The sequence below is a fragment of the Bacillus sp. PSXD-155 genome, from assembly GCF_049310765.1.
In the GTDB taxonomy this organism is placed as follows: domain Bacteria; phylum Bacillota; class Bacilli; order Bacillales; family Bacillaceae_G; genus Bacillus_A; species Bacillus_A cereus.
Genome location: NZ_JBMOWC010000029.1, coordinates 1 through 26,524 on the forward strand (window position 1 = coordinate 1; position 26,524 = coordinate 26,524).

Consider the following 26,524-nt stretch of genomic DNA (forward strand, 5'->3'; position numbering starts at 1 on the left):
TTAGAAGTGAGAATGCCGGTATGAGTAGCGAAAGACGGGTGAGAATCCCGTCCACCGAATGCCTAAGGTTTCCTGAGGAAGGCTCGTCCGCTCAGGGTTAGTCAGGACCTAAGCCGAGGCCGACAGGCGTAGGCGATGGACAACAGGTTGATATTCCTGTACCACCTCTTTATCGTTTGAGCAATGGAGGGACGCAGAAGGATAGAAGAAGCGTGCGATTGGTTGTGCACGTCCAAGCAGTTAGGCTGATAAGTAGGCAAATCCGCTTATCGTGAAGGCTGAGCTGTGATGGGGAAGCTCCTTATGGAGCGAAGTCTTTGATTCCCCGCTGCCAAGAAAAGCTTCTAGCGAGATAAAAGGTGCCTGTACCGCAAACCGACACAGGTAGGCGAGGAGAGAATCCTAAGGTGTGCGAGAGAACTCTGGTTAAGGAACTCGGCAAAATGACCCCGTAACTTCGGGAGAAGGGGTGCTTTCTTAACGGAAAGCCGCAGTGAATAGGCCCAAGCGACTGTTTAGCAAAAACACAGCTCTCTGCGAAGCCGTAAGGCGAAGTATAGGGGGTGACACCTGCCCGGTGCTGGAAGGTTAAGGAGAGGGGTTAGCGTAAGCGAAGCTCTGAACTGAAGCCCCAGTAAACGGCGGCCGTAACTATAACGGTCCTAAGGTAGCGAAATTCCTTGTCGGGTAAGTTCCGACCCGCACGAAAGGTGTAACGATTTGGGCACTGTCTCAACCAGAGACTCGGTGAAATTATAGTACCTGTGAAGATGCAGGTTACCCGCGACAGGACGGAAAGACCCCGTGGAGCTTTACTGTAGCCTGATATTGAATTTTGGTACAGTTTGTACAGGATAGGCGGGAGCCATTGAAACCGGAGCGCTAGCTTCGGTGGAGGCGCTGGTGGGATACCGCCCTGACTGTATTGAAATTCTAACCTACGGGTCTTATCGACCCGGGAGACAGTGTCAGGTGGGCAGTTTGACTGGGGCGGTCGCCTCCTAAAGTGTAACGGAGGCGCCCAAAGGTTCCCTCAGAATGGTTGGAAATCATTCGTAGAGTGCAAAGGCATAAGGGAGCTTGACTGCGAGACCTACAAGTCGAGCAGGGACGAAAGTCGGGCTTAGTGATCCGGTGGTTCCGCATGGAAGGGCCATCGCTCAACGGATAAAAGCTACCCCGGGGATAACAGGCTTATCTCCCCCAAGAGTCCACATCGACGGGGAGGTTTGGCACCTCGATGTCGGCTCATCGCATCCTGGGGCTGTAGTCGGTCCCAAGGGTTGGGCTGTTCGCCCATTAAAGCGGTACGCGAGCTGGGTTCAGAACGTCGTGAGACAGTTCGGTCCCTATCCGTCGTGGGCGTAGGAAATTTGAGAGGAGCTGTCCTTAGTACGAGAGGACCGGGATGGACGCACCGCTGGTGTACCAGTTGTTCTGCCAAGGGCATAGCTGGGTAGCTATGTGCGGAAGGGATAAGTGCTGAAAGCATCTAAGCATGAAGCCCCCCTCAAGATGAGATTTCCCATAGCGTAAGCTAGTAAGATCCCTGAAAGATGATCAGGTTGATAGGTTCGAGGTGGAAGCATGGTGACATGTGGAGCTGACGAATACTAATAGATCGAGGACTTAACCATATAATATGTAGCAAATGTTATCTAGTTTTGAAGGAATATGCCTTCATAGTTTGGTGATGATGGCAGAGAGGTCACACCCGTTCCCATACCGAACACGGAAGTTAAGCTCTCTAGCGCCGATGGTAGTTGGGACCTTGTCCCTGTGAGAGTAGGACGTCGCCAAGCAACTAAAACACGAGTCAAATGACTCGTGTTTTTTCGTGTTTTATTTTATAATCCATAGTAATAAAAAATGTGTTTAAAGTATTCATATTTTGTTTAAATACAGGGGAATGTGGCTAGGATAGTGAATAAGCAAAAGAGTTGCAAATTTTATTAATACGTATATAATTAAAGTCAAAGATAGTCAAAGTCAATAAAGGTGGCGGATAAATGAGAAATATATCTGATATCATTGAGCAATATCTAAAGCAAGTTATTGACTTAAGTAATAATAATGTGATTGAAATCAAGAGAAATGAGATTGCGGATCGATTCGAGTGCGTACCATCTCAAATCAATTATGTAATCAATACCCGTTTTACGTTAGAAAGAGGATTTGTAGTAGAAAGTAAACGTGGTGGAGGAGGTTACATTCGCATTATAAAAGTCAAACTGCATGATGATATAGACATTATTGATCAAATGCTTCATATGATTGATCATAGCGTTGCGCAAGGGAATGCAGAAAGTATGATTATACGTTTAATAGAAGAGGGAATCATAACAAATCGTGAAGCGAAACTGATGTTAAGTGTAATAGACCGTTCTGTATTATCAATGGATGTTCCTTCTCGAGATGAACTTAGGGCTCGAATATTATGCGCAATGTTAAGAACACTGAAATATAAATAAATATAACTTTTGTAAAAGATTGATAACTAAGATAAAGCAGTTAAATATTGTAGAAGTTTTGAAAAAGAACATGCACTTTTATTTAAATGGATTCAGGAAAGCGAACAATCTAGTAATGTATGAAAAGTACCATGAGATAGAGCGTTCCTGTTGTAAAGGTGGGGATAGTGATGACTTGTCAAAACTGTAACATAAGACCAGCAACTTTACATTATACAAAAGTAATTAACGAGAAGAAGGCGGAAGTTCATCTTTGTGAGCAATGTGCAGAGCAAAGTGGCTATACGTCTTTCTTTCAATCATCGCAGTCTAACTTTTCATTTCATGATTTATTTGCTGGTTTATTACACGGTGAATCAACAATGTTTGAAGAAGGAAAAAATGGATTTTCAAATGCAGATATAGTAAGGTGTCCAGATTGTAAGATGACATATGAACAATTTACAAAAGTCGGACGTTTTGGCTGTTCTTCTTGTTACGATACATTTAAGGAGCATTTAAAGCCATTATTAAAACGCCTTCACGGTGGGCATACAGAACATTGTGGAAAAATTCCGGAACGTATAGAAGGAAATATCCACTTAAAGAAAGAATTAGATGAACTAAAACTTATTCTGAAACAATACGTACAGAAAGAGGAATTTGAGAAAGCTGCAGAGGTAAGGGATAAAATCCGAGGTCTTGAAATACAGCTTAGTGAGCATAGGGAGGGGGAATAATTCTATGTCACTGGACAAAATTATGAACGAAGCAATTAGTCCATGGATGAAGGGGGATGGCCCTGATTCTGATATTGTTTTAAGTAGTCGAATTCGTTTGGCTCGTAATTTTAAACAATATCAATTTTCCACTATGCAAAACGAAGAAGAAGCTAAACAGATTCATGAACTATTCAAAAAGAAATTTATAAATAAAGCAGTAGGGTCCTTTGGGGAGTTTGGACTATTAAAGATGAATGAATTAACCCCTCTTCAAAGGAGAGTTTTAGTCGAAAAGCATTTAATTAGTCCAAATCTTGCAGGGACAGAATATGGAGCATGTCTACTATCAGAAAGTGAACATATTAGTGTTATGCTTAATGAAGAAGACCATATTCGGATTCAGTGCCTATTTTCAGGATTACAGTTATCAGAGGCGCTTCAAAGCGCCAATCAAATAGATAATTGGATTGAGAAAGAAGTTGAATACGCTTTTGATGAGTCACTTGGATATATTACAAGTTGTCCTACTAATGTTGGCACAGGGTTAAGAGCTTCTGTGATGATTCATTTACCGGGACTGGTTTTAACAAAAAGAATTAGCCGTATTATACAAGTAATTCAAAAATTAGGGTTAGTAGTAAGAGGAATATACGGTGAAGGTAGCGAAGCGTTAGGTAATATATTTCAAGTTTCAAATCAAATGACGCTAGGAAAGTCTGAAGAAGATATTATTGCAGATTTAAAGAGTGTCATTCAACAAATTATACAGCAAGAAAAAATAGCTAGAGAATTAATTGTACAAAATTCAAGTATTGAACTTGAAGATAAGGTTTATCGTTCTTACGGCATACTAGCAAACAGTCGTTTAATTCAATCTGCAGAAGCAGCCAATTGCTTATCGGATGTACGACTTGGTATTGATCTAGGATATATAAAAGGTATATCGAGAAATATTTTGACTGAGCTAATGGTTCTTACACAACCAGGTATTTTACAACAATACGCAGGTGGACCTTTAGGGCCAGAAGAAAGAGATTATCGAAGAGCAACCTTAATCCGTGAGCGATTACGTATTGAAAAAAACTAAGCGCAAGTAGGAGGCGATTTCTATGATGTTTGGAAGATTTACAGAAAGAGCACAGAAAGTATTAGCTTTATCTCAAGAGGAAGCAATTCGTATTGGGCATAATAATATTGGAACAGAACATATTTTACTTGGGCTTGTACGCGAAGGTGAAGGAATTGCAGCAAAAGCATTAATTGCTCTTGGATTAAGTCCAGAGAAAGTTCAAAAAGAAGTAGAAGCGTTAATTGGGCGTGGAACAGAAGCTTCTCAAACTGTACATTATACACCTCGTGCTAAAAAGGTTATTGAATTATCTATGGATGAAGCGCGTAAGCTAGGCCATTCTTACGTTGGAACAGAACACATTTTACTCGGTTTAATCCGTGAAGGTGAAGGTGTAGCCGCACGTGTTTTAAATAATTTAGGTGTAAGTCTAAATAAAGCAAGACAACAAGTTTTACAACTTCTTGGAAGTAATGAAGCTAGTTCAGGTCATCAAGGTGGTTCAGCATCAAATGCAAATACACCGACACTTGACAGTTTAGCAAGGGACTTAACAGTTGTTGCGCGTGAAAATCGCTTAGACCCTGTTATTGGACGTGGTAAAGAAATTCAACGTGTAATTGAGGTATTAAGCCGTAGAACGAAAAACAACCCAGTATTAATTGGTGAGCCTGGTGTAGGTAAAACGGCAATTGCAGAAGGATTAGCACAGCAAATTGTAAATAATGAAGTTCCTGAAACTTTAAGAGATAAGCGTGTTATGACACTAGATATGGGTACAGTGGTAGCTGGAACGAAATATCGCGGTGAATTTGAAGATCGTTTAAAGAAAGTGATGGATGAAATTCGCCAAGCAGGCAATATTATTCTATTTATTGATGAGCTTCATACATTAATTGGTGCAGGTGGAGCAGAAGGTGCAATCGATGCATCGAATATTTTAAAACCATCTTTAGCACGAGGAGAGTTACAATGTATTGGGGCAACAACTTTAGATGAGTATCGTAAATATATTGAAAAAGACGCGGCTTTAGAAAGACGTTTTCAACCAATTCATGTTGATGAGCCAAGTTTAGAAGAATCGATTCAAATCTTGAAAGGTTTACGTGATCGTTATGAGGCGCATCACCGTGTATCTATTACAGATGACGCTATTGATGCAGCTGTAAAACTTTCAGATCGTTATATTACAGATCGCTTTTTACCAGATAAAGCAATTGATTTAATTGATGAAGCTGCTTCAAAAGTTCGCTTACGTTCTTATACAACACCACCAAACTTAAAAGAGCTTGAAGTGAAGCTTGAGGAGATTCGAAAAGAAAAAGATGCAGCTGTACAAAGTCAAGAATTTGAAAAGGCTGCATCCTTACGTGATATGGAGCAACGCTTACGTGAGAAGTTAGAAGATACAAAACGTCAATGGAAAGAGCAACAAGGAAAAGAAAATTCAGAGGTTACGGTAGAAGATATTGCAAATGTCGTTTCTACATGGACGCGTATCCCAGTTTCTAAACTTGCACAAACAGAGACTGATAAATTATTAAATTTAGAATCCATTCTCCATGATCGTTTGATTGGTCAAGATGAAGCAGTAGTAGCTGTAGCAAAAGCTGTTCGTCGTGCAAGAGCAGGATTAAAAGATCCGAAGCGCCCAATTGGTTCATTTATTTTCTTAGGGCCAACAGGTGTAGGTAAAACAGAACTTGCAAGAGCACTAGCAGAATCTATGTTCGGTGATGAAGATGCAATGATTCGCATCGATATGTCAGAATACATGGAGAAGCATTCTACTTCCCGTTTAGTTGGTTCTCCTCCAGGATATGTTGGATATGAAGAAGGTGGACAATTAACAGAGAAAGTTCGTCGCAAGCCATATTCAGTTGTCTTATTAGATGAGGTAGAGAAAGCTCATCCGGATGTGTTTAATATTTTACTACAAGTATTAGAAGATGGTCGTTTAACAGATTCTAAAGGACGTACAGTTGATTTCCGTAATACGATTGTTATTATGACGTCTAACGTTGGTGCCGAGGCGTTAAAACGTAACAAACATCTTGGATTTAATGTACAAGATGAAAGCCGTGATTATTCGGATATGAAAGGTAAAGTAATGGATGAGCTGAAAAAGGCATTTCGTCCAGAATTCTTAAACCGTATTGATGAAATTATCGTATTCCATATGCTTGAGAAAAAACATATTCAAGAGATTGTAACTCTTATGGTAAATCAGTTAGTTAATCGCTTAAAAGAACAAGAAATCGAATTGCACTTAACGGAAGGGGCAATTTCAGCTATTGCAGATAAAGGATTTGATCGTGAGTATGGCGCTCGTCCACTTCGCAGAGCAATTCAGAAACATGTAGAAGATAGACTATCAGAAGAACTTTTAAAAGGTGCTATTGAGAAAGGACAAAAAGTTATCTTTGATGTAGAAGGAGAATCATTTGTCATTCATAGTGCGGAAAAGGTAAAATAAGTATAGACAAACAAAGAGGGCTACGCGATAGCCCTCTTTCTTGTACGAGAAGGATAAACGTTTATAGACGAAAGTGAAGTGAACTATAAAAAGGTATGGCTAAAAAGAAAACGAAATTTATATGTCAAGAATGTGGTTATCAGTCACCAAAATATATGGGTAAATGTCCTGGATGTGGTCAATGGAATACACTTGTTGAAGAAATGGAGCCAGTTGTATCATCTAGGCGCCTTAATTACGCGAATGCAATTCAAACGGAAGTAACAAAACCAAGACGTCTTACCGAAGTAGAAACAAAGTCTGAGGCACGTATTGAAACGGAATTTCAAGAGTTTAATCGTGTGCTTGGTGGTGGAATTGTAGATGGGTCCTTAGTGCTTATTGGTGGAGACCCTGGGATTGGAAAATCAACATTACTATTACAGATTTCATCACAATTAGCAGATTCTTCATATGATGTATTATACATATCGGGTGAGGAGTCGGCAAAGCAGATTAAACTTCGTGCAGATCGTTTGCATGTAAAGGGTAGCAATCTATTTGTTGTAGCAGAGACAGACCTGCAGCGTATTGCAGCACATATTGAAGAGATGAATCCAGCTTTTGTTGTTATTGATTCTATTCAAACGATACATTTACCTGAAGTGACGTCAGCACCAGGAAGTGTGGCACAAGTACGTGAATGTACAGCGGAATTAATGAAACTTGCAAAAACAAAAGGAATCCCTATTTTCATTGTCGGGCATGTGACAAAAGAAGGAGCAATTGCAGGACCTCGTATGTTAGAACATATGGTCGATGCAGTTCTTTACTTTGAAGGAGATCGACACCATACGTATCGTATTTTACGGGCTGTGAAGAACCGTTTTGGTTCCACGAATGAAATGGGTATCTTTGAAATGAAAGAGCTTGGTCTTGCGGAAGTTTTAAATCCTTCTGAAATCTTCCTTGAGGAAAGGCCGGTTGGTGTTGCAGGATCAACAGTAGTTGCTTCAATGGAAGGAACAAGACCGGTTTTAGTAGAAATACAAGCATTAATCTCCCCTACTAGTTTTGGAAATCCTCGAAGAATGGCGACGGGAATTGATCATAACCGTGTTTCGCTTATTATGGCAGTATTAGAAAAAAGAACAGGTTTACTATTGCAAAATCAAGATGCATATTTAAAAGTAGCTGGTGGTTTGAAATTAGACGAACCGGCAATTGATTTAGCAGTGGCTTTAAGTATAGCCTCAAGTTTTAGGGATAAATCTACGGCACCAACTGATGCAGTAATAGGAGAAGTAGGATTAACTGGAGAAATAAGAAGAGTATCAAGAATCGAACAACGTGTACAAGAAGCGGCTAAATTAGGATTTCAACGTGTTATTATTCCTAGAAAAAACTTAGGAGGATGGACAATTCCGGATGGGATTGAGGTTGTAGGTGTTTCTAATTTAGGAGAAGCGCTTCGTTTGACATTAGGAGGCTAGGCTATGGAAGAAAATAAGCAACGTGTCAAAAGTATGATTAATATTTTACAGCTCGTGGCCCCAGGAACACCACTGCGTGAAGGGATAGATAATGTACTTCGCGCACAAACAGGGGGGCTAATTGTTCTTGGATATAATGAGCAGATTAAAAGTATTGTGGATGGTGGTTTTCACATTAATTGTGCATTCTCTCCTGCTAGTTTATATGAATTAGCAAAAATGGACGGGGCACTTATTTTAAATGAAACGGGAAGTAAAATTTTAATAGCGAATGCACAGTTAGTTCCAGAGGCATCTATTGATTCTATTGAAACCGGTATGCGTCACCGAACAGCAGAACGTGTAGCGAAGCAGACGGGCAGCCTTGTTGTGGCCATTTCACAAAGACGTAACGTAATTACGCTATATCAAGGGAACTTACGTTATACACTAAAAGATATAGGGGTTATTTTAACAAAGGCAAACCAAGCTATTCAAACGTTAGAAAAATATAAGGCTGTATGGAATGATGGTATTACGAATTTGGGCATTCTAGAATTTGAAGAGGTCGTTACAATGTCTGAGGTAGTTCACGTTTTACATAGTGTTGAAATGGTACTGCGTATTAAAAATGAAATATTGAGCTATATTCATGAGCTAGGAACAGAAGGTAGGTTAATTCGTTTACAGCTTACAGAATTACTAGCTGATTTAGAAGCAGAGGCAGCATTGTTAATTAAAGATTACCATCAGGAGAAAACACAAGACCATCATCAAATTTTGAAAAAGTTACAGGACCTTGCAAATACACAACTTTTAGAGGATAGTGATTTAGTTAAATTACTTGGTTACCCAGGGCAAACCAGTTTAGAAGAAAGTGTGACGCCAAGGGGATATCGAATTACAAGCAAAATCTCTCGTGTTCCGCCACTTATCATTGAAAATTTAATTAATCGATTCAAAACGTTGCAAGGAGTTTGTCGCGCGACTATTCAGGAATTGGATGATGTGGAAGGAATTGGGGAAGTAAGGGCGAAGAAAATACGAGAAGGCTTAAAAAGAATTCAAGAGCATCTATATATGAGTAGACACAATTAAGAATATTACATTGATTCCATAATATAACGACACTAGAACATTTTTGGTATATGATATGATATATTGGTAAATAAAACTATTTATAAAAAAACACGTCCGCTTTTGCATTCGGCGTTTTGATTAGCGAAACAATGGTTAATAATGAGTAGGAGGTGGTTGGATGTTAAAACGGATCGTACAGCTCTTCTTTCTAGTGATCGGGGGAGCGTTAGGGATTTACTTAATCCCAAAAGTTATTAATGTATTAGACATCGGTGCTGTTCCTTTATTGGAAGGATCGTATGTTCGTGCGATTATTGGTGCAATTATTTTATTTTTAACAACATTTTGGCTTGTAGATTATATTGTTCAACTTATTAAGCATATTGAAGAGGCTCTTGTAAAGGCGCCTGTAGCAGATGTTTTATTTGGTACATTAGGATTGATCTCTGGTCTTATTGTTGCATATTTAATTTTAATACCGATTCGTGAATTTACAATTCCGGTTATTAGTACGGTATTGCAAGTGTTCTTCACTCTTTTACTTGGATATTTAGGATTCCAAGTAGGATTTAAAAAGAGGAATGAATTGCTAGGATTATTTACATTACCCCAACGCGGAGGTAAGAAGAAAAATAATAACGAGAACGAAGAGGCAGAAGCAGAAAAATCTACGACTCATTGGAAAATTCTCGATACGAGTGTAATTATCGATGGACGTATTGCTGACATTTGCCAAACGAAGTTTTTGGAAGGAACAATTGTGATTCCACAATTCGTATTAGAAGAGCTTCAGCATATTGCCGATTCTTCCGATGCTTTAAAGCGTAATCGTGGTCGCAGAGGACTAGACATTTTAAATCGTATTCAAAAAGAGATGCCGATTCCGGTAGAAATTTATGAAGGCGATTTCGAGGATATCCAAGAGGTGGATAGCAAACTTGTAAAGTTAGCAAAAATCACCGGTGGAACTGTAGTAACGAATGATTTTAACTTAAATAAAGTTTCTGAATTACAAGGAGTAACAGTGTTAAACATTAATGATTTAGCTAATGCAATTAAACCAGTTGTACTCCCTGGCGAAGAATTAAATGTTTATGTTGTGAAAGATGGTAAAGAGCAAAACCAAGGTGTTGCGTACTTAGATGATGGTACGATGATTGTAGTAGAAGATGGTAGAGAGTATGTAGGTTCGCAACTTAATGTACTGGTTACTAGCGTATTACAAACATCAGCTGGTCGTATGATTTTCGCAAAACGTAAATTATTAGAAAAAGCATTATAGGTAGAGGATTATTAATATGTATACATTAATTATTCCGGCAGCCGGCCAAGGAAAGCGGATGGGTGCTGGCAAAAATAAGTTGTTCTTACTTATAAATGAAGTACCGATTATCGTTCATACATTACGTGCTTTTGAAAGAGATAAAGCGTGCAAAAGTATTGTTATGGCAATTAACGAAGAGGAACGCCCGTATTTTGAAGAATTAATGCAGAAGTATCCGATTGAAAAACAGGTACAATTTATTCAGGGTGGAGCCGAAAGACAAGATAGTGTATATAACGCGATTCAGCATGCGAGTGATGTTGAATACGTTCTTGTACATGACGGAGCGCGCCCATTCGTAACGAATAAAGTGATTCAAGATGTATTAACAGCAGCAGAAAAATATGGAGCTTCCATTTGTGCAGTGCCAGTAAAGGATACAGTTAAGAAGGTAGAGCAAGGTGTTGTTGTCGAAACGGTAGAACGATCTCAGCTTAAGGCTGTACAAACACCGCAAGGGTTCTCTGTTTCTCTTTTGCTAGAAGCTCATAGAAGTGCAAAACAGAGCTGTTTTCTTGGTACAGATGATGCAAGTCTCGTGGAACGTATTGGAAAGCAAGTAGGTGTAGTAGAAGGGAGTTACTATAATATTAAAGTGACGACTCCAGAGGATTTACTAATTGCTGAAAGTTTCCTTCATGTTCTGAAAAAATAGCCGTGATAGTGTATAACAAAGAAAAGCTCGGCAATGGCCGGGCTTTTCTTTGTAAGGATATCGATATAATATAGAGTCATAAAGCTCAGTGGTTTAGCTCAAGGAGGATGTAAAGAATGTTTCGAATTGGACAAGGTTTTGACGTGCATGAATTTGCAGAAGGTAGACCGTTAATTATTGGCGGAATTACAATTCCACACGAGAAAGGATTAATCGGCCATTCAGATGCAGATGTATTGTTACATACGATTGCTGATGCATGTTTAGGTGCCATTGCAGCAGGAGATATCGGAAAGCATTTTCCTGATACAGACCCAGCTTTTAAAGATGCAGATTCAGCTGTATTGTTGCAAAAAGTTTGGGAATTTGTGCGTGAACAAGGTTACGAGTTAGGGAATTTAGATTGTACAATCATTGCTCAAAAGCCAAAAATGGCACCGCATATTGAAAGTATGCGTAAACGTATTAGTGAACTGTTAGAAACGTCTATAGATAACATTAATGTAAAGGCAACTACAACAGAAAAATTAGGATTTACAGGTAGGGAAGAAGGAATTGCCTCTCAAGCAGTGGTATTATTACAGAAAAAATAATGGTTTTTAATTCGTAAGATGGATAATCACATTTTTTTGTTGTACAATTATAGAATGTGTAGACATTAAGAATGGAAGGTGTACCAATTATGGAAAAGCAAGTGAGAGTGCGCTATGCGCCAAGTCCAACAGGACACTTACATATCGGAAATGCGCGTACGGCATTATTTAATTATTTATTTGCTCGTCATTTAGATGGCAAGTTTATTATTCGTATTGAAGATACTGATGTAAAACGTAACGTGGCTGGTGGAGAAGAAAGCCAATTAAAATACTTAAAATGGCTCGGTATGGACTGGGATGAAGGTGTTGATGTTGGCGGTGAATTTGGACCATATCGTCAAACAGAGCGTTTAGATATTTATAAAAAATTATATCTAGATTTATTAGAGCGTGGTTTAGCTTACAAATGTTATATGACAGAAGAAGAGCTAGAAGCAGAGCGTGAAGGACAAATTTCTCGTGGTGAAACACCTCGTTATGCAGGTAACCACCGTGATTTAACTGAAGAACAAATGAAAGAATTTGAAGCTGAGGGACGTATTCCGAGTATTCGTTTCCGTGTACCAGCTAATCGTGATTACACATTCAAAGACATCGTAAAAGACGAAGTTGCATTCCATTCAAATGATTTTGGTGATTTTGTTATCGTGAAAAAAGATGGAATCCCAACTTATAACTTTGCGGTAGCAGTAGATGATCACTTAATGGAGATTACACATGTACTTCGTGGTGATGATCATATTTCAAACACGCCAAAACAAATGATGATTTATGAAGCTTTCGGTTGGGATATCCCACAATTCGGTCATATGACTTTAATTGTAAATGAAAGTCGTAAAAAATTAAGCAAGCGTGATGAATCTATTATTCAATTTATTGAGCAATATAAAGAGCTTGGATATCTTCCAGAAGCAATCTTTAACTTTATTGCGCTATTAGGTTGGTCACCAGTAGGTGAAGAAGAAATCTTCTCTAAAGATGAGTTTATCAAAATGTTTGATGCAGCTCGTTTATCAAAATCACCTGCATTATTTGATTCTCAAAAACTAAAATGGATGAACAACCAGTATATGAAAAAGCAAGATTTAGATACGGTTGTAGAGTTAAGTTTACCGCATTTAGTGAAAGCTGGACGTGTGGGAGAAACTTTAAGTGAACAAGATCAAGATTGGATCCGTGGTGTAATTGCTTTATACCATGAACAAATGAGTTTTGGAGCTGAAATTGTAGAGCTTTCTGAAATGTTCTTCAAAGATCATGTTGATTATGAAGAAGAAGGACAAGAAGTATTAAAAGGTGAACAAGTACCAGAAGTACTTCGTGCATTTGCTGGTCAAGTAGAAGCACTAGAAGCGATGGAACCAACAGCAATTAAGGCGGCTATTAAAGCAGTTCAAAAGGAAACAGGTCATAAAGGTAAAAACTTATTTATGCCAATCCGTGTTGCAACTACTGGTCAAACACATGGTCCAGAGCTTCCGAATGCTATTGCACTTCTTGGAAAAGAAAAAGTTTTAAATCGTCTTCAAAAAGTAATTGGTTAACATTTTCTAGGTTTAGAAATATAATAAGTATACTTAAAACCTAATAAGGAAAAGCGACGAGAAGGAGAAGTAGAAAATCAGGCTTTTTACAGAGAGAACCACCTTTAGGCTGGAAGTGGTTTATAAGCGGATTTTTGAAATGCCCCTTCGAGTCTTCTGCTGAACAGTAAATTGTTTTGCGAAACGTCTTAGGGCGTAAAGTAAGCAGAAGCGGTGTACACCGTTATCAGAGATGAGTTTGAGGCTTTTTTAGCCTAAACAGAGTGGAACCGCGCTTATAAGGCGTCTCTGTCAATATGACAGAGGCGTCTTTTTTTATACCGTAAAACTGGGTATGAGTATAAATTTTATCTACGTGTATAAAGATTTAGGGAGATAAGTAGGGAGTTAGTTCATTCGAAAAAGCAGCCCATAAAGGGGAGGGAACGTCGATGTTTAAGAGGCTTCGGGAAGATATTGAAGTCGTTTTTGAACAGGATCCAGCGGCAAGAAGTTATTTCGAAGTCATTTTGACTTACTCTGGATTACATGCAGTTTGGGCCCATCGAATTGCACATGCTTTTTATAAAAAAAATTTCTTCTTTATTGCACGTTGGATCTCACAAGTTAGTCGTTTCTTTACTGGCATTGAGATTCATCCAGGAGCAACAATTGGTCGTCGTTTTTTCATAGACCATGGAATGGGGGTTGTAATTGGAGAAACGTGCGAAATTGGTGATAATGTAACGATCTATCAAGGGGTTACATTAGGTGGTACGGGTAAAGAAAAGGGAAAGAGGCACCCTACAATTCAGGATAATGTATTAATTGCAACAGGTGCTAAAGTACTAGGTTCTATTACAGTTGGAGAGAATTCTAAAATTGGAGCAGGTTCTGTCGTATTAAAAGAAGTCCCTGCACATTCTACAGTTGTAGGTATACCTGGCCGAGTCGTTATTCAAAATGGAGTAAAAATCGGTCAAGAATTAAATCATTCTGACCTTCCAGACCCAATTTTTGATAAGTTAAAGGTCATGGAAGTAGAACTTGATAAATTGAAAAAACAACTTGAAGTAAAGGTAGAAAGGAAGGATAAAAATGACTATTCACATTTATAATACGTTAACACGTCAAAAGGAAGAGTTTACTCCATTAGAAGAAAATAAGGTAAAGATGTATGTGTGTGGACCTACAGTTTATAACTATATTCACATTGGGAATGCAAGACCACCTATGGTATTTGATACGGTACGCCGTTATTTAGAATATAAAGGGTATGATGTGCAGTATGTGTCCAACTTTACTGACGTAGATGATAAATTAATTAAAGCAGCAAATGAATTAGGTGAAGATGTGCCGACAATTGCTGACCGTTTCGTTGAAGCGTACTTTGAGGATGTAACGGCACTAGGTTGCAAACACGCAACAGTTCATCCGCGTGTAACGGAAAATATGGATATCATTATTGAATTTATTCAAGAACTTGTGAATAAAGGATATGCATATGAATCAGAAGGTGATGTGTACTTTAGAACGAAGGAATTCGAAGGATACGGTAAATTATCGCATCAACCAATCGCAGACTTACGTCACGGTGCGCGTATTGAAGTAGGAGAAAAGAAACAAGACCCTCTTGATTTTGCTTTATGGAAAGATGCTAAAGAAGGAGAAATCTTCTGGGAAAGCCCTTGGGGGAAAGGTCGTCCAGGCTGGCATATTGAATGCTCGGCAATGGCACGTAAATACTTAGGAGATACAATCGATATTCATGCTGGTGGTCAAGACTTAGCATTTCCTCATCATGAGAATGAAATTGCGCAGTCTGAGGCGTTAACTGGAAAAACATTTGCACGTTACTGGATGCACAATGGATATATTAATATTAATAATGAGAAGATGTCTAAGTCATTGGGGAACTTTATTTTAGTTCACGATATCATTAAGCAATATAATCCGCAGTTAATTAGATTCTTTATGCTATCGGTACATTACCGTCATCCAATTAATTTCAGTGAAGAGTTATTACAAAGCACAAATAACGGACTGGAAAGAATTAAGACGGCTTACGGTAACTTAAAACACCGTATGGAGAGTAGTACTGATTTAACAGACCATAATGAGAAATGGTTAGCGGAACTGGAAAAATTCCAGACTGCATTTGAAGAAGCGATGAATGATGACTTCAACACTGCTAATGCAATCACTGAGTTATATAATGTGGCAAATCATGCGAATCAATATTTACTGGAAGAACATACGTCTACAGTGGTAATTGAAGCATACGTAAAACAACTTGAAACATTATTTGATATTTTAGGGTTAGAATTAGCGCAAGAAGAGTTGCTTGATGAAGAAATTGAGGCACTTATTCAAAAACGCATTGAAGCTCGTAAAAATCGTGATTTTGCATTATCAGATCAAATTCGCGATGACTTAAAAGACCGTAATATTATTTTAGAAGATACCGCTCAAGGTACAAGATGGAAAAGAGGATAAGAATGATTGATGCAAAGCAATTAAACAGCTTAGCGTTAGCATACATGGGTGATGCGGTATATGAACAATATATCCGCTATCACCTACTTCAAAAAGGGAAAGTTCGCCCTAATCAATTACATCGATTAGGGACGAGCTTTGTTTCAGCAAAAGCACAGGCGAAAGTTGTTTATCATTTATTAGAGACGGCGTTTTTGACAGAGGAAGAAGAGGCGGTATTAAGAAGAGGACGTAATGCAAATTCAGGTACAGTTCCAAAAAATACGGATGTACAAACATATCGACATAGTACAGCCTTTGAAGCGCTAATTGGTTATCATCATTTATTAAATAACCGTGAAAGATTAGACGAAATTGTATATAAGGCAATTGCAGTTTTAGAAGAAAAGGAAGGGGGCACATCATCATGAGTAGTGAATATATTATCGGACGTAACCCTGTAATTGAGGCGTTACGATCAGGGAGAGATATAAATAAAATTTGGATCGCAGAAGGTGCTGCCAAAGGACAAGTACAGATTGTACTAGCGTTAGCGAAAGAAAATAAGGTTATTTTACAACATGCACCAAAGAAAAAGTTAGATCAATTAGTTGAGGGTAATCATCAAGGTGTAATTGCTCAAGTAGCTGCATATCAGTATGCGGAGTTAGAAGAGTTATTCAAAGTGGCAGAAAAACGTAATGAAGATCCATTCTTCTTAATTTTAGATGAGATTGAAGATCCCCATAACCTAGGTTCTATTATGCGTACTGCTGATGCGACAGGAGCTCATGGAATTATTATTCCAAAGAGAAGGGCTGTGGGGCTTACAGCGTCAGTTGCGAAAGCATCAACAGGAGCGATTGAATACATTCCTGTTGCGCGCGTAACGAACTTATCCCGTACAATTGATGAATTAAAAGAACGTGGACTTTGGATTGCTGGTACAGATGCCAAAGGGAAAACGGATTACCGTAATTTAGATGGTAAAATGCCAATTGGGTTAGTAATTGGTAGTGAAGGAAAAGGTATGAGTCGTATTATTGGTGAAAAGTGTGATTTCCTAATCACTCTACCGATGGTTGGTAAAGTTACATCCTTAAATGCTTCCGTAGCCGCAAGTTTGTTAATGTATGAGGTATATCGTAAACGTCACGAAATTGGTAAATAAAAGATGAACGATATTTTAATCGTTGACGGTTACAACATTATCGGAGCTTGGGGAGATTTGAAGAAACTGCGGGATGTAGATTTACAATCATCAAGAGATGCACTTATTGATAAGATGGCGGATTATCAAGGTTATACAGGTACAAAAGTGATGATAGTCTTTGATGCCTATACAGTACATGGTATTGAAAAAAAGATGAAACAATCTCGTGTGGAAGTAATATTCACACGAAAGAATCAAACTGCAGACGAAAAGATAGAGCAACTTGCGATAGAGCTTAGAAATATAAATACACGAATATATGTTGCGACTTCTGATTACACGGAACAATGGGTTATATTTGCGCAAGGTGCCCTTCGGAAATCTGCGCGTGAATTAGAGTTGGAAGTACAGGCAATGGAGCAACAAGTAAGAAGGCGTACAAAAGACACGAAAGAACAGCAACCCGCCATGCGAAAGATATTTAGTAAAGATATTACAGAAAAATTAGAAAAATTAAGAAGAGGAGAGCGTTGAAGCATTGACGCTCTTTGTCTTTTTACTGTATAATATTGCTAAATAAATAGCGGTCGGAGGGATCAAGGTGGAAGCAGGCTTCGTAAGTGTAGGCGACGTTACATTTCGTGATTTAGAGGATGAGGCAATCGTTGAGTTAGTTCGAAAAGGTAATACTGACGCTCTAGAATATTTAATTCACAAATATAAGAACTTTGTTCGCGCGAAATCAAGATCTTACTTTTTAGTGGGTGCCGATCGAGAAGATATTGTTCAAGAAGGTATGATAGGATTGTTTAAAGCAATTCGTGATTATAAAGAGGACAAGCTGTCTTCATTCAAAGCATTTGCTGAACTGTGTATCACTCGACAAATTATTACCGCTATTAAAACGGCAACAAGGCAAAAACATATTCCCTTAAATTCGTATGTGTCTTTAGATAAGCCGATTTACGATGAGGAATCTGATCGAACATTATTGGATGTTATTTCTGAAGCGAAGGTAACTGATCCTGAAGAGATGATTATTAGCCAAGAAGAATATACAGACATAGAATCAAAAATATCAGAATTATTAAGCGATTTAGAAAGAAAAGTACTTTCTTTATATCTAGATGGGCGTTCTTATCAAGAGATTTCAGAACAGTTAAACAGACATGTGAAATCTATTGATAACGCTTTACAGCGGGTGAAGAGGAAATTGGAACGATATATGGAAATGCGAGAAAGTACAACTTTAAATTCATAACAAATAACAAGTGCAACAGGTGTAAAATAAATCACCTGTTTTCTTTTGTAGACAGTACAAAATGCATGTCATTGACATTGTCTTTTATTGTATGATACATTTTTAGGGACATAATGTTACAAGGTTGGTGTAACTAATGAGGAAAAAAGTTGTACTCTCATGTGAAGAGTGTAAAAATCGAAACTACTCTACTATGAAAGATACGAGCTCAATAGAGCGACTTGAAATAAAAAAGTTTTGTAAAACATGCAATCAGCATACAGTTCACAAGGAAACAAAATAAATAATTGAAATAATACACTGGAGGTCCCGCAGATGCGTTTAACGAACTTTTTCGGCGATGTAGGTCGCGAAATGAAAAAAGTAAGTTGGCCTAAAAAAGATGAATTACTCCGCTCAACAGCGACTGTTGTTGCTACAGTTGTGTTCTTTGCGATTTTCTTCGCAGTAGTTGATATGGGCATTTCTTCTTTAATTCGGTTAATTCTTGGTTAATTCTTGAATAAGAAGCACTTATCCATGATATAATGTTATTTATAAGAACTGTGTAAAAGCCCGGTGAACGGGTTTTTTCATTTGCGCAAAAAAATGTACGTCAGGGAGGGAAGGACGCTCGTCCTAAATGAATGGAAAAAAGTTGGTATGTTGTCCATACTTATTCTGGATATGAAAATAAAGTAAAAGCAAACCTAGAGAAGCGTGTAGAATCAATGGGTATGCAAGATAAAATTTTCCGTGTTGTTGTCCCGGAAGAAGTAGAAGTAGAAATGAAAAACGGAAAAGAAAAATTAATGAAAAGAAAAGTGTTCCCAGGTTATGTATTAGTAGAATTAATCATGACTGATGATTCTTGGTATGTTGTACGTAACACGCCGGGTGTAACTGGGTTCGTTGGTTCTTCTGGTTCTGGATCTAAACCATCACCTCTATTAGAAGAGGAAGTTGTTACCATTATGAAACATATGGGAATGGACAACGAAGTGGTTGATTTCGACTTTGAACTTCATGAGACAGTACGTGTAAATGAGGGGCCATTCGCAGATTATACAGGTGCTATTGAAGAAATTGATGTGGAGAAGAAAAAGGTTAGCGTCCTTGTGGACATGTTTGGTCGCGAGACTCCAGTTGAACTTGACTTCCATCAAATTGAAAAATTATAAAATGAAACTTGAAATGAATTGTAAAAAGTGATAATATCTTTTAAGTCAGTACGTCTTCGTTATCGGAGACGTTTTTTGAAAGATTTTATCCTTACAGATAAAATATGACGTGGGAGGGCAAATCACTGTCCAATTGACCACATCACGGACTTAAGGAGGTGTGTCTCGTGGCTAAAAAGGTAATTAAAATGGTAAAGCTTCAAATTCCTGCAGGTAAAGCTAACCCAGCTCCACCAGTTGGTCCAGCATTAGGACAAGCAGGTGTTAACATCATGGGCTTCTGTAAAGAGTTTAACGCTCGTACAGCAGATCAAGCTGGTCTTATCATCCCTGTTGAAATTACGGTATTTGAGGACCGTTCATTCACTTTCATTACTAAAACTCCTCCTGCTGCTGTTCTTCTTAAGAAAGTAGCTGGTATTGAGTCTGGTTCTGGTGAACCAAACCGTAATAAAGTGGCAACTGTTAAGCGTGATAAAGTACGCGAAATCGCTGAAACTAAAATGCCTGACCTAAACGCTGCTAGCGTAGAAGCTGCAATGCGTATGGTTGAAGGTACTGCACGCAGTATGGGCATCGTTATCGAAGACTAATTCGATTTGTTTTTAAAAAAGGTTGCGGGTCTGGAATTCCAATTCGCAACCTTTATTATCGTAAATGATTATTGTTTTTAAATAAATGGATGGCGCTCATCCTCAGGTTATACCTGAAAACAGGCGTAAACGTGGGAGGTTATTCCGCTAAAACCACATTCGAGGAGGAAATAAAAATGGCTAAAAGAGGTAAAAAGTACGTAGAAGCTGCAAAGCTTGTTGATCGTGCATCTGCTTACTCTGCAACAGAAGCAGTAGAATTAGTAAAGAAAACAAACACAGCTAAATTTGATGCAACTGTAGAAGCTGCATTCCGTTTAGGTGTTGACCCTAAGAAAGCTGACCAACAAATCCGTGGTGCAGTTGTTCTTCCGCACGGTACTGGTAAAGTACAACGTGTATTAGTGTTCGCTAAAGGTGAAAAAGCTAAAGAAGCTGAAGCTGCTGGCGCTGACTTCGTAGGCGATACTGATTACATCGGTAAAATCCAACAAGGTTGGTTCGATTTCGATGTAGTAGTAGCAACTCCTGACATGATGGGTGAAGTTGGTAAACTTGGTCGCGTATTAGGACCTAAAGGTTTAATGCCAAACCCTAAAACTGGAACAGTTACTTTCGATGTAACTAAAGCTGTTAACGAAATCAAAGCTGGTAAAGTTGAATACCGCGTTGATAAAGCTGGTAACATCCATGTTCCAATCGGTAAAGTATCTTTCGAAGATGCTAAATTAGTAGAAAACTTCAAAACAATCGCTGACACTTTATTAAAAGTTAAGCCATCTGCTGCAAAAGGTACTTACATGAAGAATGTAACAGTTGCTTCTACAATGGGACCTGGCGTACGCGTAGACGTTTCTACATTAGCGTAAAAATTGGAAGTTGACTTCATAAAGAAGATTTAATATAATCATTTATGTTGTGAATTTAAATAGTGTACCGTAGACAGTAGGTGTCAATAGACTTAATTTCCTACCTAGGTGTTAATATACGAAACGGAATTTTTTTCTGTGACTATATGCCTCCATGTCTACAAGTTGGGCATGGAGGTTTTTAGTGCACTTTCGGTACATCTTCTATATAATCTACAGGAGGTGTAATAACATGAGCAAAGTAATCGAAACTAAACAACAAGTTGTAACTGAAATCGCGGACAAACTTCGTGCTAGTAAATCTACAATTGTTGTTGACTACCGTGGTTTAACAGTTTCTGAAGCAACAGAATTACGTAAGCAATTACGTGAAGCTGGCGTTGAGTTCAAAGTTTACAAAAACTCTCTAACTCGTCGTGCTGCAGAATCTGCTGAAATGGCTGAGTTAAACGAATTCTTAACAGGACCAAACGCAATCGCGTTCAGTAACGAGGATGTAGTTGCTCCTGCGAAAGTATTAAACGACTTCGCTACAAAACATGAAGCTTTAGAAATTAAAGCGGGCGTAATCGAAGGTAAACTTGTAACACTTGATGAGGTTAAAGCAATCGCTACTCTTCCATCACGTGAAGGCTTACTTTCTATGCTTCTTAGCGTTCTTCAAGCTCCAATCCGTAACCTTGCACTTGCTACTAAAGCAGTTGCAGAACAAAAGGAAGAGCAAGGCGCTTAATTTTTTAAAAGATAATTACTTGTTATCTATAAAACAATACAAACCTATTTAAGGGAGGATATTTACAATGACTAAAGAACAAATCATTGAAGCAGTTAAATCTATGACTGTATTAGAACTTAACGACTTAGTAAAAGCTATCGAGGAAGAATTCGGCGTAACTGCTGCTGCTCCTGTAGCTGTAGCTGGTGGCGCTGGTGAAGCTGCTGCTGAAAAAACTGAGTTTGACGTAGTACTTGCAAGTGCTGGCGCTCAAAAAATCAAAGTTATCAAAGCTGTACGTGAAATCACTGGTCTTGGCTTAAAAGAAGCTAAAGAATTAGTTGACAACACTCCAAAAGCAATCAAAGAAGGCGTTTCTAAAGAGGAAGCTGAAGAAATGAAAGCTAAACTTGAAGAAGTTGGCGCTGCTGTAGAAGTTAAGTAATTAACTTTTGATGCTTTAAAAAAAGCTCGCTCTCATGCGAGCTTTTTTTTTAACTGTAAAGAAAAGAGGTGGCCATATGGCAGACCATTATTTTTCTAACGACCCTTCTAGTAAAAGTGATCGTAAACGATGGGAATTTCCACTTCGTGGATCTCAATTTACTTTTTTATCTGACCATGGGGTGTTTTCGAAAAACGAGGTGGACTTTGGTTCTCGTCTTTTAATTGAAGCGTTTCAAATGCCGGATATTAAAGGTGATATATTAGACGTAGGTTGTGGATACGGTCCTATTGGTTTGTCGTTAGCGAAAGAGTTTCAAGGTTGTGAAGTTCACATGGTGGATGTGAATGAAAGGGCGCTTGGGCTTGCGAAAGAAAATGCCGCTAATAACAGAATCGAGAATATACGTATTTTTCAAAGTAGCGTCTATGAAAATGTAGATGGCGAGTATGCTGCTATTCTATCTAACCCTCCAATTCGTGCGGGTAAAGATATCGTACATGAGATTTTAGAAAAAGCTGTGGAGTATTTAGTTCCAGGTGGAGAACTTTGGATTGTTATTCAAAAGAAGCAAGGTGCACCATCTGCGCTGAAAAAACTAGAAGAAGTATTTTCTGAAGTTGAGATTGTAGAAAAGAAAAAAGGATATTATATCATAAAATCAAAAAAACGTTGACGGTTATTTTTGGCTATGTTAACATTATACAATGCCAATATATGATTTTCTGCGTTGAGAAAGATGTATATTTTTGTTTCTCTTGGAAAAGATAGTAAAATCAGCAGATTATGAAACAGAATGATGGTTTTCTTATAGAAGCCATTTTTCTTTTTTGAGCAGGTAGAAAGACTCAACGTATTTATCTTTAAGAGAAAAAGACTACGCTAATAGCAGTAGTTGTATTTATTTGTGATTTTGCACAAATTTTTTTGTGCATTTATAATACTCATGATTTGAGGGGTGAAGCAGTTGACAGGTCAACTAGTTCAATACGGACGCCACCGCCAACGAAGAAGTTATGCCCGTATTAGTGAAGTATTAGAGTTACCAAATCTTATCGAAATTCAAACCTCTTCTTATCAGTGGTTTCTTGATGAGGGTTTGCGAGAAATGTTCCAAGACATTTCTCCGATTGAAGACTTTACGGGAAATCTATCGCTTGAATTTATCGACTACAGCTTAGGTGAACCTAAATACTCTGTAGACGAATGCAAAGAGCGTGATGTGACGTATGCAGCACCACTTCGTGTAAAAGTGCGTCTAATCAACAAGGAAACTGGTGAAGTAAAAGAACAAGATGTGTTCATGGGAGATTTCCCACTCATGACAGAGACTGGAACATTCGTAATTAACGGTGCAGAACGTGTTATCGTTTCCCAGTTAGTTCGCTCTCCAAGCGTATACTATAGTGGCAAAGTGGATAAAAACGGAAAACGTGGTTTTACTGCTACTGTAATTCCAAACCGCGGAGCTTGGTTAGAGTATGAGACAGATGCTAAGGATGTTGTATATGTGCGTATTGACCGTACGCGTAAACTTCCTGTAACTGTTTTGTTACGCGCATTAGGGTTTGGCTCTGATCAAGAAATCACCGAGCTTTTAGGTGATAACGAATACTTAAGCAACACATTAGAAAAAGACAACACAGATAGTACAGAAAAAGCATTGCTTGAAATTTATGAGCGTCTACGTCCTGGTGAACCACCAACAGTAGAAAATGCTAAGAGCTTACTTGTGTCTCGTTTCTTCGATCCAAAGCGCTACGATTTAGCAAATGTAGGTCGCTATAAGATCAACAAGAAGTTACACATTAAAAACAGATTGTTTAATCAACGTTTAGCTGAAACATTAGTGGATCCAGAAACTGGTGAAATTTTAGCGGCAGAAGGAACAATCTTAGATCGTCGTACACTTGATCGCATTTTACCTTACTTAGAGAAAAACATTGGATTCAAAACAGCGAAACCAATGGGTGGAGTGGTAGAAGGCGATGTTGAGCTGCAATCTATTAAGATTTATGCTCCTGAGTCGGAAGGCGAACGTGTAATTAATGTAATTGGTAATGCAAATATTACTCGTGATGTGAAACACATCACACCAGGTGATATCCTTGCTTCTATCAGTTACTTCTTCAACCTACTATACAAAGTAGGGGATACAGATGATATTGACCATTTAGGAAACCGTCGTCTGCGTTCTGTTGGAGAACTATTACAAAATCAATTCCGTATCGGTCTTTCTCGTATGGAACGTGTTGTTCGTGAGAGAATGTCGATCCAAGATACAAATGCAATTACACCACAGGCGCTAATTAATATTCGTCCTGTTATTGCATCTATTAAAGAGTTCTTCGGAAGTTCTCAGTTATCTCAGTTCATGGACCAAACAAATCCATTAGCAGAGTTAACTCACAAACGAAGACTATCTGCATTAGGACCTGGTGGTTTAACGCGTGAGCGCGCAGGCTTTGAAGTACGTGACGTTCATTACTCCCACTACGGTCGTATGTGTCCGATTGAAACACCAGAGGGACCAAACATCGGTTTGATTAACTCATTATCTTCGTTCGCGAAAGTAAATGAGTTTGGTTTCATTGAAACACCATATCGTCGTGTTGACCCAGAAACTGGTCTTGTAACAGGGCATGTTGATTATTTAACAGCAGATGAAGAAGATAACTATGTTGTAGCCCAAGCGAATATGAAATTATCTGATGAAGGTGAATTCCTAAGTGAAGATATCGTAGCTCGTTTCCGTGGTGAAAACATTGTCACAAATAGAGAACGCATCGACTACATGGATGTATCTCCAAAACAAGTAGTGTCGGCAGCGACAGCTTGTATTCCGTTCTTAGAAAACGATGACTCTAACCGCGCACTTATGGGAGCGAACATGCAACGTCAGGCGGTTCCGTTAATGAATCCGGAATCTCCGATTGTAGGTACAGGTATGGAGTACGTATCAGCAAAAGACTCAGGTGCTGCAGTAATCTGTAAACATCCTGGTGTTGTTGAGCGCGTAGAAGCACGTGAAGTTTGGGTACGTCGCTATGTAGAAGTTGACGGTCAAACAGTAAAAGGCGACTTAGATCGCTACAAAATGCAAAAATTCATTCGTTCTAACCAAGGAACTTGTTACAACCAACGTCCAATCGTAAGTGTTGGAAATGAAGTTGTAAAAGGTGAAATCCTTGCGGATGGTCCTTCTATGGAATTAGGTGAACTAGCACTTGGACGTAACGTGCTTGTTGGCTTCATGACTTGGGACGGTTATAACTACGAGGATGCGATCATCATGAGTGAGCGCCTTGTAAAAGATGATGTGTACACTTCTATTCATATTGAAGAATATGAATCAGAAGCTCGTGATACGAAGCTTGGACCAGAAGAAATTACACGTGACATTCCAAACGTTGGGGAAGACGCATTACGTAACCTTGACGAGCGCGGTATCATTCGCGTTGGTGCTGAAGTAAAAGATGGAGATTTACTTGTTGGTAAAGTAACACCTAAAGGTGTAACAGAATTAACAGCTGAAGAACGTCTATTACATGCTATCTTTGGAGAAAAAGCGCGTGAAGTACGTGATACATCACTACGTGTACCACACGGTGGTGGCGGTATTATCTTAGACGTAAAAGTATTCAACCGTGAAGATGGCGATGAATTGCCACCAGGCGTGAATCAACTTGTACGTGCATATATCGTTCAAAAACGTAAAATTTCTGAAGGTGACAAGATGGCCGGACGTCACGGTAACAAAGGTGTTATTTCTCGTATTTTACCAGAAGAAGATATGCCTTACTTACCAGACGGTACGCCAATCGATATCATGTTAAACCCATTAGGGGTACCATCTCGTATGAATATCGGTCAGGTATTAGAGCTTCATCTTGGTATGGCAGCAAGATACCTGGGCATTCACATTGCAACACCAGTATTCGATGGTGCTCGTGAGGAAGATGTTTGGGGCACAATTGAAGAAGCTGGTATGGCAAATGACGCGAAAACAATCCTGTATGACGGACGTACTGGTGAACCATTCGATAACCGCGTATCTGTTGGTGTCATGTATATGATCAAACTTGCGCACATGGTTGACGATAAACTTCATGCTCGTTCTACTGGACCATACTCACTTGTAACGCAGCAACCTCTTGGAGGTAAAGCTCAGTTCGGTGGACAGCGTTTCGGTGAGATGGAGGTTTGGGCACTTGAAGCTTACGGTGCTGCTTATACTCTTCAAGAAATCTTAACAGTGAAGTCTGATGATGTTGTTGGACGTGTTAAGACTTATGAAGCAATTGTTAAAGGCGAAAATGTTCCAGAACCAGGCGTTCCTGAATCATTCAAAGTATTGATTAAAGAGCTGCAAAGTTTAGGTATGGACGTTAAAATGATGTCTAGCGACGATACAGAAATTGAAATGCGTGATACAGAAGATGACGATGATCATCAATCAGCAGATAAATTGAATGTCGAAGTTGAGACAACTAAGGAATAATTGGGA

25 protein-coding genes, 2 rRNA genes and 2 other annotated features are annotated in these 26,524 nt (G+C 38.8%); all 27 genes read left to right on the forward strand.

Translation table 11 applies throughout. From position 1 onward, the window contains the following. Nucleotides 1-1,637 (forward strand): 23S ribosomal RNA (locus ACO6VI_RS23610); the annotation flags it as partial. 49 nt (nucleotides 1,638-1,686) lie between these two features. Further along, nucleotides 1,687-1,802, forward strand: a 5S ribosomal RNA gene (gene rrf / locus ACO6VI_RS23615). A gap of 207 nt (nucleotides 1,803-2,009) precedes the next feature. Next, on the forward strand, nucleotides 2,010-2,471 hold the full coding sequence (gene ctsR / locus ACO6VI_RS23620) for a transcriptional regulator CtsR (RefSeq protein WP_001244560.1): 462 nt from the start codon (nucleotides 2,010-2,012) through the stop codon (nucleotides 2,469-2,471). A 170-nt stretch (nucleotides 2,472-2,641) separates the two neighbouring features. Continuing rightward, nucleotides 2,642-3,190, forward strand: a complete 549-nt coding sequence (locus ACO6VI_RS23625; protein ID WP_000128385.1) for a UvrB/UvrC motif-containing protein — start codon at nucleotides 2,642-2,644, stop codon at nucleotides 3,188-3,190. 4 nt (nucleotides 3,191-3,194) lie between these two features. Continuing rightward, nucleotides 3,195-4,259: a protein arginine kinase gene (locus ACO6VI_RS23630; protein WP_000050836.1), complete on the forward strand. Its 1,065-nt coding sequence runs from the start codon at nucleotides 3,195-3,197 to the stop codon at nucleotides 4,257-4,259. A 22-nt stretch (nucleotides 4,260-4,281) separates the two neighbouring features. Continuing rightward, the gene (clpC, locus tag ACO6VI_RS23635; RefSeq protein ID WP_000971170.1) at nucleotides 4,282-6,717 is read left to right on the forward strand and encodes an ATP-dependent protease ATP-binding subunit ClpC; all 2,436 of its coding nucleotides are present in this window, start codon (nucleotides 4,282-4,284) and stop codon (nucleotides 6,715-6,717) included. A 95-nt stretch (nucleotides 6,718-6,812) separates the two neighbouring features. Then, on the forward strand, nucleotides 6,813-8,189 hold the full coding sequence (gene radA, locus ACO6VI_RS23640) for a DNA repair protein RadA (protein ID WP_001085199.1): 1,377 nt from the start codon (nucleotides 6,813-6,815) through the stop codon (nucleotides 8,187-8,189). A gap of 3 nt (nucleotides 8,190-8,192) precedes the next feature. Then, entirely contained in the window at nucleotides 8,193-9,266 is a 1,074-nt protein-coding gene (gene disA / locus ACO6VI_RS23645; RefSeq protein WP_063546189.1) for a DNA integrity scanning diadenylate cyclase DisA, read from the forward strand. A gap of 160 nt (nucleotides 9,267-9,426) precedes the next feature. Next, nucleotides 9,427-10,530: a PIN/TRAM domain-containing protein gene (locus ACO6VI_RS23650; RefSeq protein ID WP_000919679.1), complete on the forward strand. Its 1,104-nt coding sequence runs from the start codon at nucleotides 9,427-9,429 to the stop codon at nucleotides 10,528-10,530. 16 nt (nucleotides 10,531-10,546) lie between these two features. Then, entirely contained in the window at nucleotides 10,547-11,227 is a 681-nt protein-coding gene (gene ispD / locus ACO6VI_RS23655; RefSeq protein ID WP_000288307.1) for a 2-C-methyl-D-erythritol 4-phosphate cytidylyltransferase, read from the forward strand. 116 nt (nucleotides 11,228-11,343) lie between these two features. After that, nucleotides 11,344-11,820 carry a 2-C-methyl-D-erythritol 2,4-cyclodiphosphate synthase gene (gene ispF, locus ACO6VI_RS23660; RefSeq protein WP_000488386.1) on the forward strand — a complete coding sequence of 159 codons (477 nt, stop codon included), beginning with the start codon at nucleotides 11,344-11,346 and terminating at the stop codon, nucleotides 11,818-11,820. 89 nt (nucleotides 11,821-11,909) lie between these two features. Beyond that, nucleotides 11,910-13,367: a glutamate--tRNA ligase gene (gene gltX / locus ACO6VI_RS23665; protein ID WP_063546191.1), complete on the forward strand. Its 1,458-nt coding sequence runs from the start codon at nucleotides 11,910-11,912 to the stop codon at nucleotides 13,365-13,367. Between the two features lie 47 nt (nucleotides 13,368-13,414). Then, nucleotides 13,415-13,660: a binding site (T-box leader), on the forward strand. A 138-nt stretch (nucleotides 13,661-13,798) separates the two neighbouring features. Beyond that, on the forward strand, nucleotides 13,799-14,464 hold the full coding sequence (gene cysE / locus ACO6VI_RS23670; protein ID WP_000476500.1) for a serine O-acetyltransferase: 666 nt from the start codon (nucleotides 13,799-13,801) through the stop codon (nucleotides 14,462-14,464). After that, the gene (gene cysS, locus ACO6VI_RS23675) at nucleotides 14,445-15,842 is read left to right on the forward strand and encodes a cysteine--tRNA ligase (protein ID WP_000152273.1); all 1,398 of its coding nucleotides are present in this window, start codon (nucleotides 14,445-14,447) and stop codon (nucleotides 15,840-15,842) included. Before cysE ends, cysS begins: the two co-directional genes overlap by 20 nt. Before the next feature lie 2 nt (nucleotides 15,843-15,844). Next, a complete protein-coding gene (locus tag ACO6VI_RS23680) occupies nucleotides 15,845-16,252 on the forward strand; it encodes a Mini-ribonuclease 3 (protein WP_000564261.1) in 408 nt (135 codons plus the stop codon). Continuing rightward, entirely contained in the window at nucleotides 16,249-16,992 is a 744-nt protein-coding gene (rlmB, locus tag ACO6VI_RS23685) for a 23S rRNA (guanosine(2251)-2'-O)-methyltransferase RlmB (RefSeq protein ID WP_000093765.1), read from the forward strand. Before ACO6VI_RS23680 ends, rlmB begins: the two co-directional genes overlap by 4 nt. Nucleotides 16,993-16,995: 3 nt before the next feature. Beyond that, entirely contained in the window at nucleotides 16,996-17,508 is a 513-nt protein-coding gene (locus tag ACO6VI_RS23690) for an NYN domain-containing protein (RefSeq protein WP_000997887.1), read from the forward strand. 67 nt (nucleotides 17,509-17,575) lie between these two features. After that, nucleotides 17,576-18,235 (forward strand): RNA polymerase sporulation sigma factor SigH, encoded by a 660-nt coding sequence (locus ACO6VI_RS23695; RefSeq protein ID WP_000387198.1) that lies wholly within the window; start codon nucleotides 17,576-17,578, stop codon nucleotides 18,233-18,235. 136 nt (nucleotides 18,236-18,371) lie between these two features. Continuing rightward, nucleotides 18,372-18,518 (forward strand): 50S ribosomal protein L33, encoded by a 147-nt coding sequence (rpmG, locus tag ACO6VI_RS23700; RefSeq protein WP_014481927.1) that lies wholly within the window; start codon nucleotides 18,372-18,374, stop codon nucleotides 18,516-18,518. 32 nt (nucleotides 18,519-18,550) lie between these two features. Further along, nucleotides 18,551-18,730, forward strand: a complete 180-nt coding sequence (gene secE / locus ACO6VI_RS23705) for a preprotein translocase subunit SecE (RefSeq protein ID WP_001241323.1) — start codon at nucleotides 18,551-18,553, stop codon at nucleotides 18,728-18,730. A 131-nt stretch (nucleotides 18,731-18,861) separates the two neighbouring features. Then, entirely contained in the window at nucleotides 18,862-19,395 is a 534-nt protein-coding gene (gene nusG, locus ACO6VI_RS23710; protein WP_000415794.1) for a transcription termination/antitermination protein NusG, read from the forward strand. A gap of 167 nt (nucleotides 19,396-19,562) precedes the next feature. Then, nucleotides 19,563-19,988: a 50S ribosomal protein L11 gene (gene rplK, locus ACO6VI_RS23715; protein WP_001085872.1), complete on the forward strand. Its 426-nt coding sequence runs from the start codon at nucleotides 19,563-19,565 to the stop codon at nucleotides 19,986-19,988. A gap of 176 nt (nucleotides 19,989-20,164) precedes the next feature. Continuing rightward, entirely contained in the window at nucleotides 20,165-20,857 is a 693-nt protein-coding gene (gene rplA / locus ACO6VI_RS23720; protein WP_002094239.1) for a 50S ribosomal protein L1, read from the forward strand. Between the two features lie 49 nt (nucleotides 20,858-20,906). Next, nucleotides 20,907-21,050, forward strand: a sequence feature (ribosomal protein L10 leader region). A 39-nt stretch (nucleotides 21,051-21,089) separates the two neighbouring features. After that, nucleotides 21,090-21,590, forward strand: a complete 501-nt coding sequence (gene rplJ, locus ACO6VI_RS23725) for a 50S ribosomal protein L10 (protein ID WP_000048718.1) — start codon at nucleotides 21,090-21,092, stop codon at nucleotides 21,588-21,590. A 67-nt stretch (nucleotides 21,591-21,657) separates the two neighbouring features. Next, the gene (gene rplL, locus ACO6VI_RS23730) at nucleotides 21,658-22,017 is read left to right on the forward strand and encodes a 50S ribosomal protein L7/L12 (RefSeq protein ID WP_000159737.1); all 360 of its coding nucleotides are present in this window, start codon (nucleotides 21,658-21,660) and stop codon (nucleotides 22,015-22,017) included. Between the two features lie 76 nt (nucleotides 22,018-22,093). Further along, a complete protein-coding gene (locus tag ACO6VI_RS23735) occupies nucleotides 22,094-22,693 on the forward strand; it encodes a class I SAM-dependent methyltransferase (protein ID WP_000763269.1) in 600 nt (199 codons plus the stop codon). A gap of 291 nt (nucleotides 22,694-22,984) precedes the next feature. Then, nucleotides 22,985-26,518 carry a DNA-directed RNA polymerase subunit beta gene (gene rpoB / locus ACO6VI_RS23740; RefSeq protein WP_000147553.1) on the forward strand — a complete coding sequence of 1,178 codons (3,534 nt, stop codon included), beginning with the start codon at nucleotides 22,985-22,987 and terminating at the stop codon, nucleotides 26,516-26,518. Nucleotides 26,519-26,524: the final 6 nt, after the last annotated feature.

Excerpts from the sequence above, each read along its gene's own strand:
- ctsR (WP_001244560.1), top strand. The coding sequence starts at position 2,010 with ATGAGAAATATATCTGATATCATTGAGCAATATCTAAAGCAAGTTATT.
- ACO6VI_RS23625 (WP_000128385.1), top strand. The coding sequence starts at position 2,642 with ATGACTTGTCAAAACTGTAACATAAGACCAGCAACTTTACATTATACA.
- ACO6VI_RS23630 (WP_000050836.1), top strand. The coding sequence starts at position 3,195 with ATGTCACTGGACAAAATTATGAACGAAGCAATTAGTCCATGGATGAAG.
- clpC (WP_000971170.1), top strand. The coding sequence starts at position 4,282 with ATGATGTTTGGAAGATTTACAGAAAGAGCACAGAAAGTATTAGCTTTA.
- radA (WP_001085199.1), top strand. The coding sequence starts at position 6,813 with ATGGCTAAAAAGAAAACGAAATTTATATGTCAAGAATGTGGTTATCAG.
- disA (WP_063546189.1), top strand. The coding sequence starts at position 8,193 with ATGGAAGAAAATAAGCAACGTGTCAAAAGTATGATTAATATTTTACAG.
- ACO6VI_RS23650 (WP_000919679.1), top strand. The coding sequence starts at position 9,427 with ATGTTAAAACGGATCGTACAGCTCTTCTTTCTAGTGATCGGGGGAGCG.
- ispD (WP_000288307.1), top strand. The coding sequence starts at position 10,547 with ATGTATACATTAATTATTCCGGCAGCCGGCCAAGGAAAGCGGATGGGT.
- ispF (WP_000488386.1), top strand. The coding sequence starts at position 11,344 with ATGTTTCGAATTGGACAAGGTTTTGACGTGCATGAATTTGCAGAAGGT.
- gltX (WP_063546191.1), top strand. The coding sequence starts at position 11,910 with ATGGAAAAGCAAGTGAGAGTGCGCTATGCGCCAAGTCCAACAGGACAC.
- cysE (WP_000476500.1), top strand. The coding sequence starts at position 13,799 with ATGTTTAAGAGGCTTCGGGAAGATATTGAAGTCGTTTTTGAACAGGAT.
- cysS (WP_000152273.1), top strand. The coding sequence starts at position 14,445 with ATGACTATTCACATTTATAATACGTTAACACGTCAAAAGGAAGAGTTT.
- ACO6VI_RS23680 (WP_000564261.1), top strand. The coding sequence starts at position 15,845 with ATGATTGATGCAAAGCAATTAAACAGCTTAGCGTTAGCATACATGGGT.
- rlmB (WP_000093765.1), top strand. The coding sequence starts at position 16,249 with ATGAGTAGTGAATATATTATCGGACGTAACCCTGTAATTGAGGCGTTA.
- ACO6VI_RS23690 (WP_000997887.1), top strand. The coding sequence starts at position 16,996 with ATGAACGATATTTTAATCGTTGACGGTTACAACATTATCGGAGCTTGG.
- rpmG (WP_014481927.1), top strand. The coding sequence starts at position 18,372 with ATGAGGAAAAAAGTTGTACTCTCATGTGAAGAGTGTAAAAATCGAAAC.
- secE (WP_001241323.1), top strand. The coding sequence starts at position 18,551 with ATGCGTTTAACGAACTTTTTCGGCGATGTAGGTCGCGAAATGAAAAAA.
- nusG (WP_000415794.1), top strand. The coding sequence starts at position 18,862 with ATGGAAAAAAGTTGGTATGTTGTCCATACTTATTCTGGATATGAAAAT.
- rplA (WP_002094239.1), top strand. The coding sequence starts at position 20,165 with ATGGCTAAAAGAGGTAAAAAGTACGTAGAAGCTGCAAAGCTTGTTGAT.
- rplJ (WP_000048718.1), top strand. The coding sequence starts at position 21,090 with ATGAGCAAAGTAATCGAAACTAAACAACAAGTTGTAACTGAAATCGCG.
- rplL (WP_000159737.1), top strand. The coding sequence starts at position 21,658 with ATGACTAAAGAACAAATCATTGAAGCAGTTAAATCTATGACTGTATTA.
- ACO6VI_RS23735 (WP_000763269.1), top strand. The coding sequence starts at position 22,094 with ATGGCAGACCATTATTTTTCTAACGACCCTTCTAGTAAAAGTGATCGT.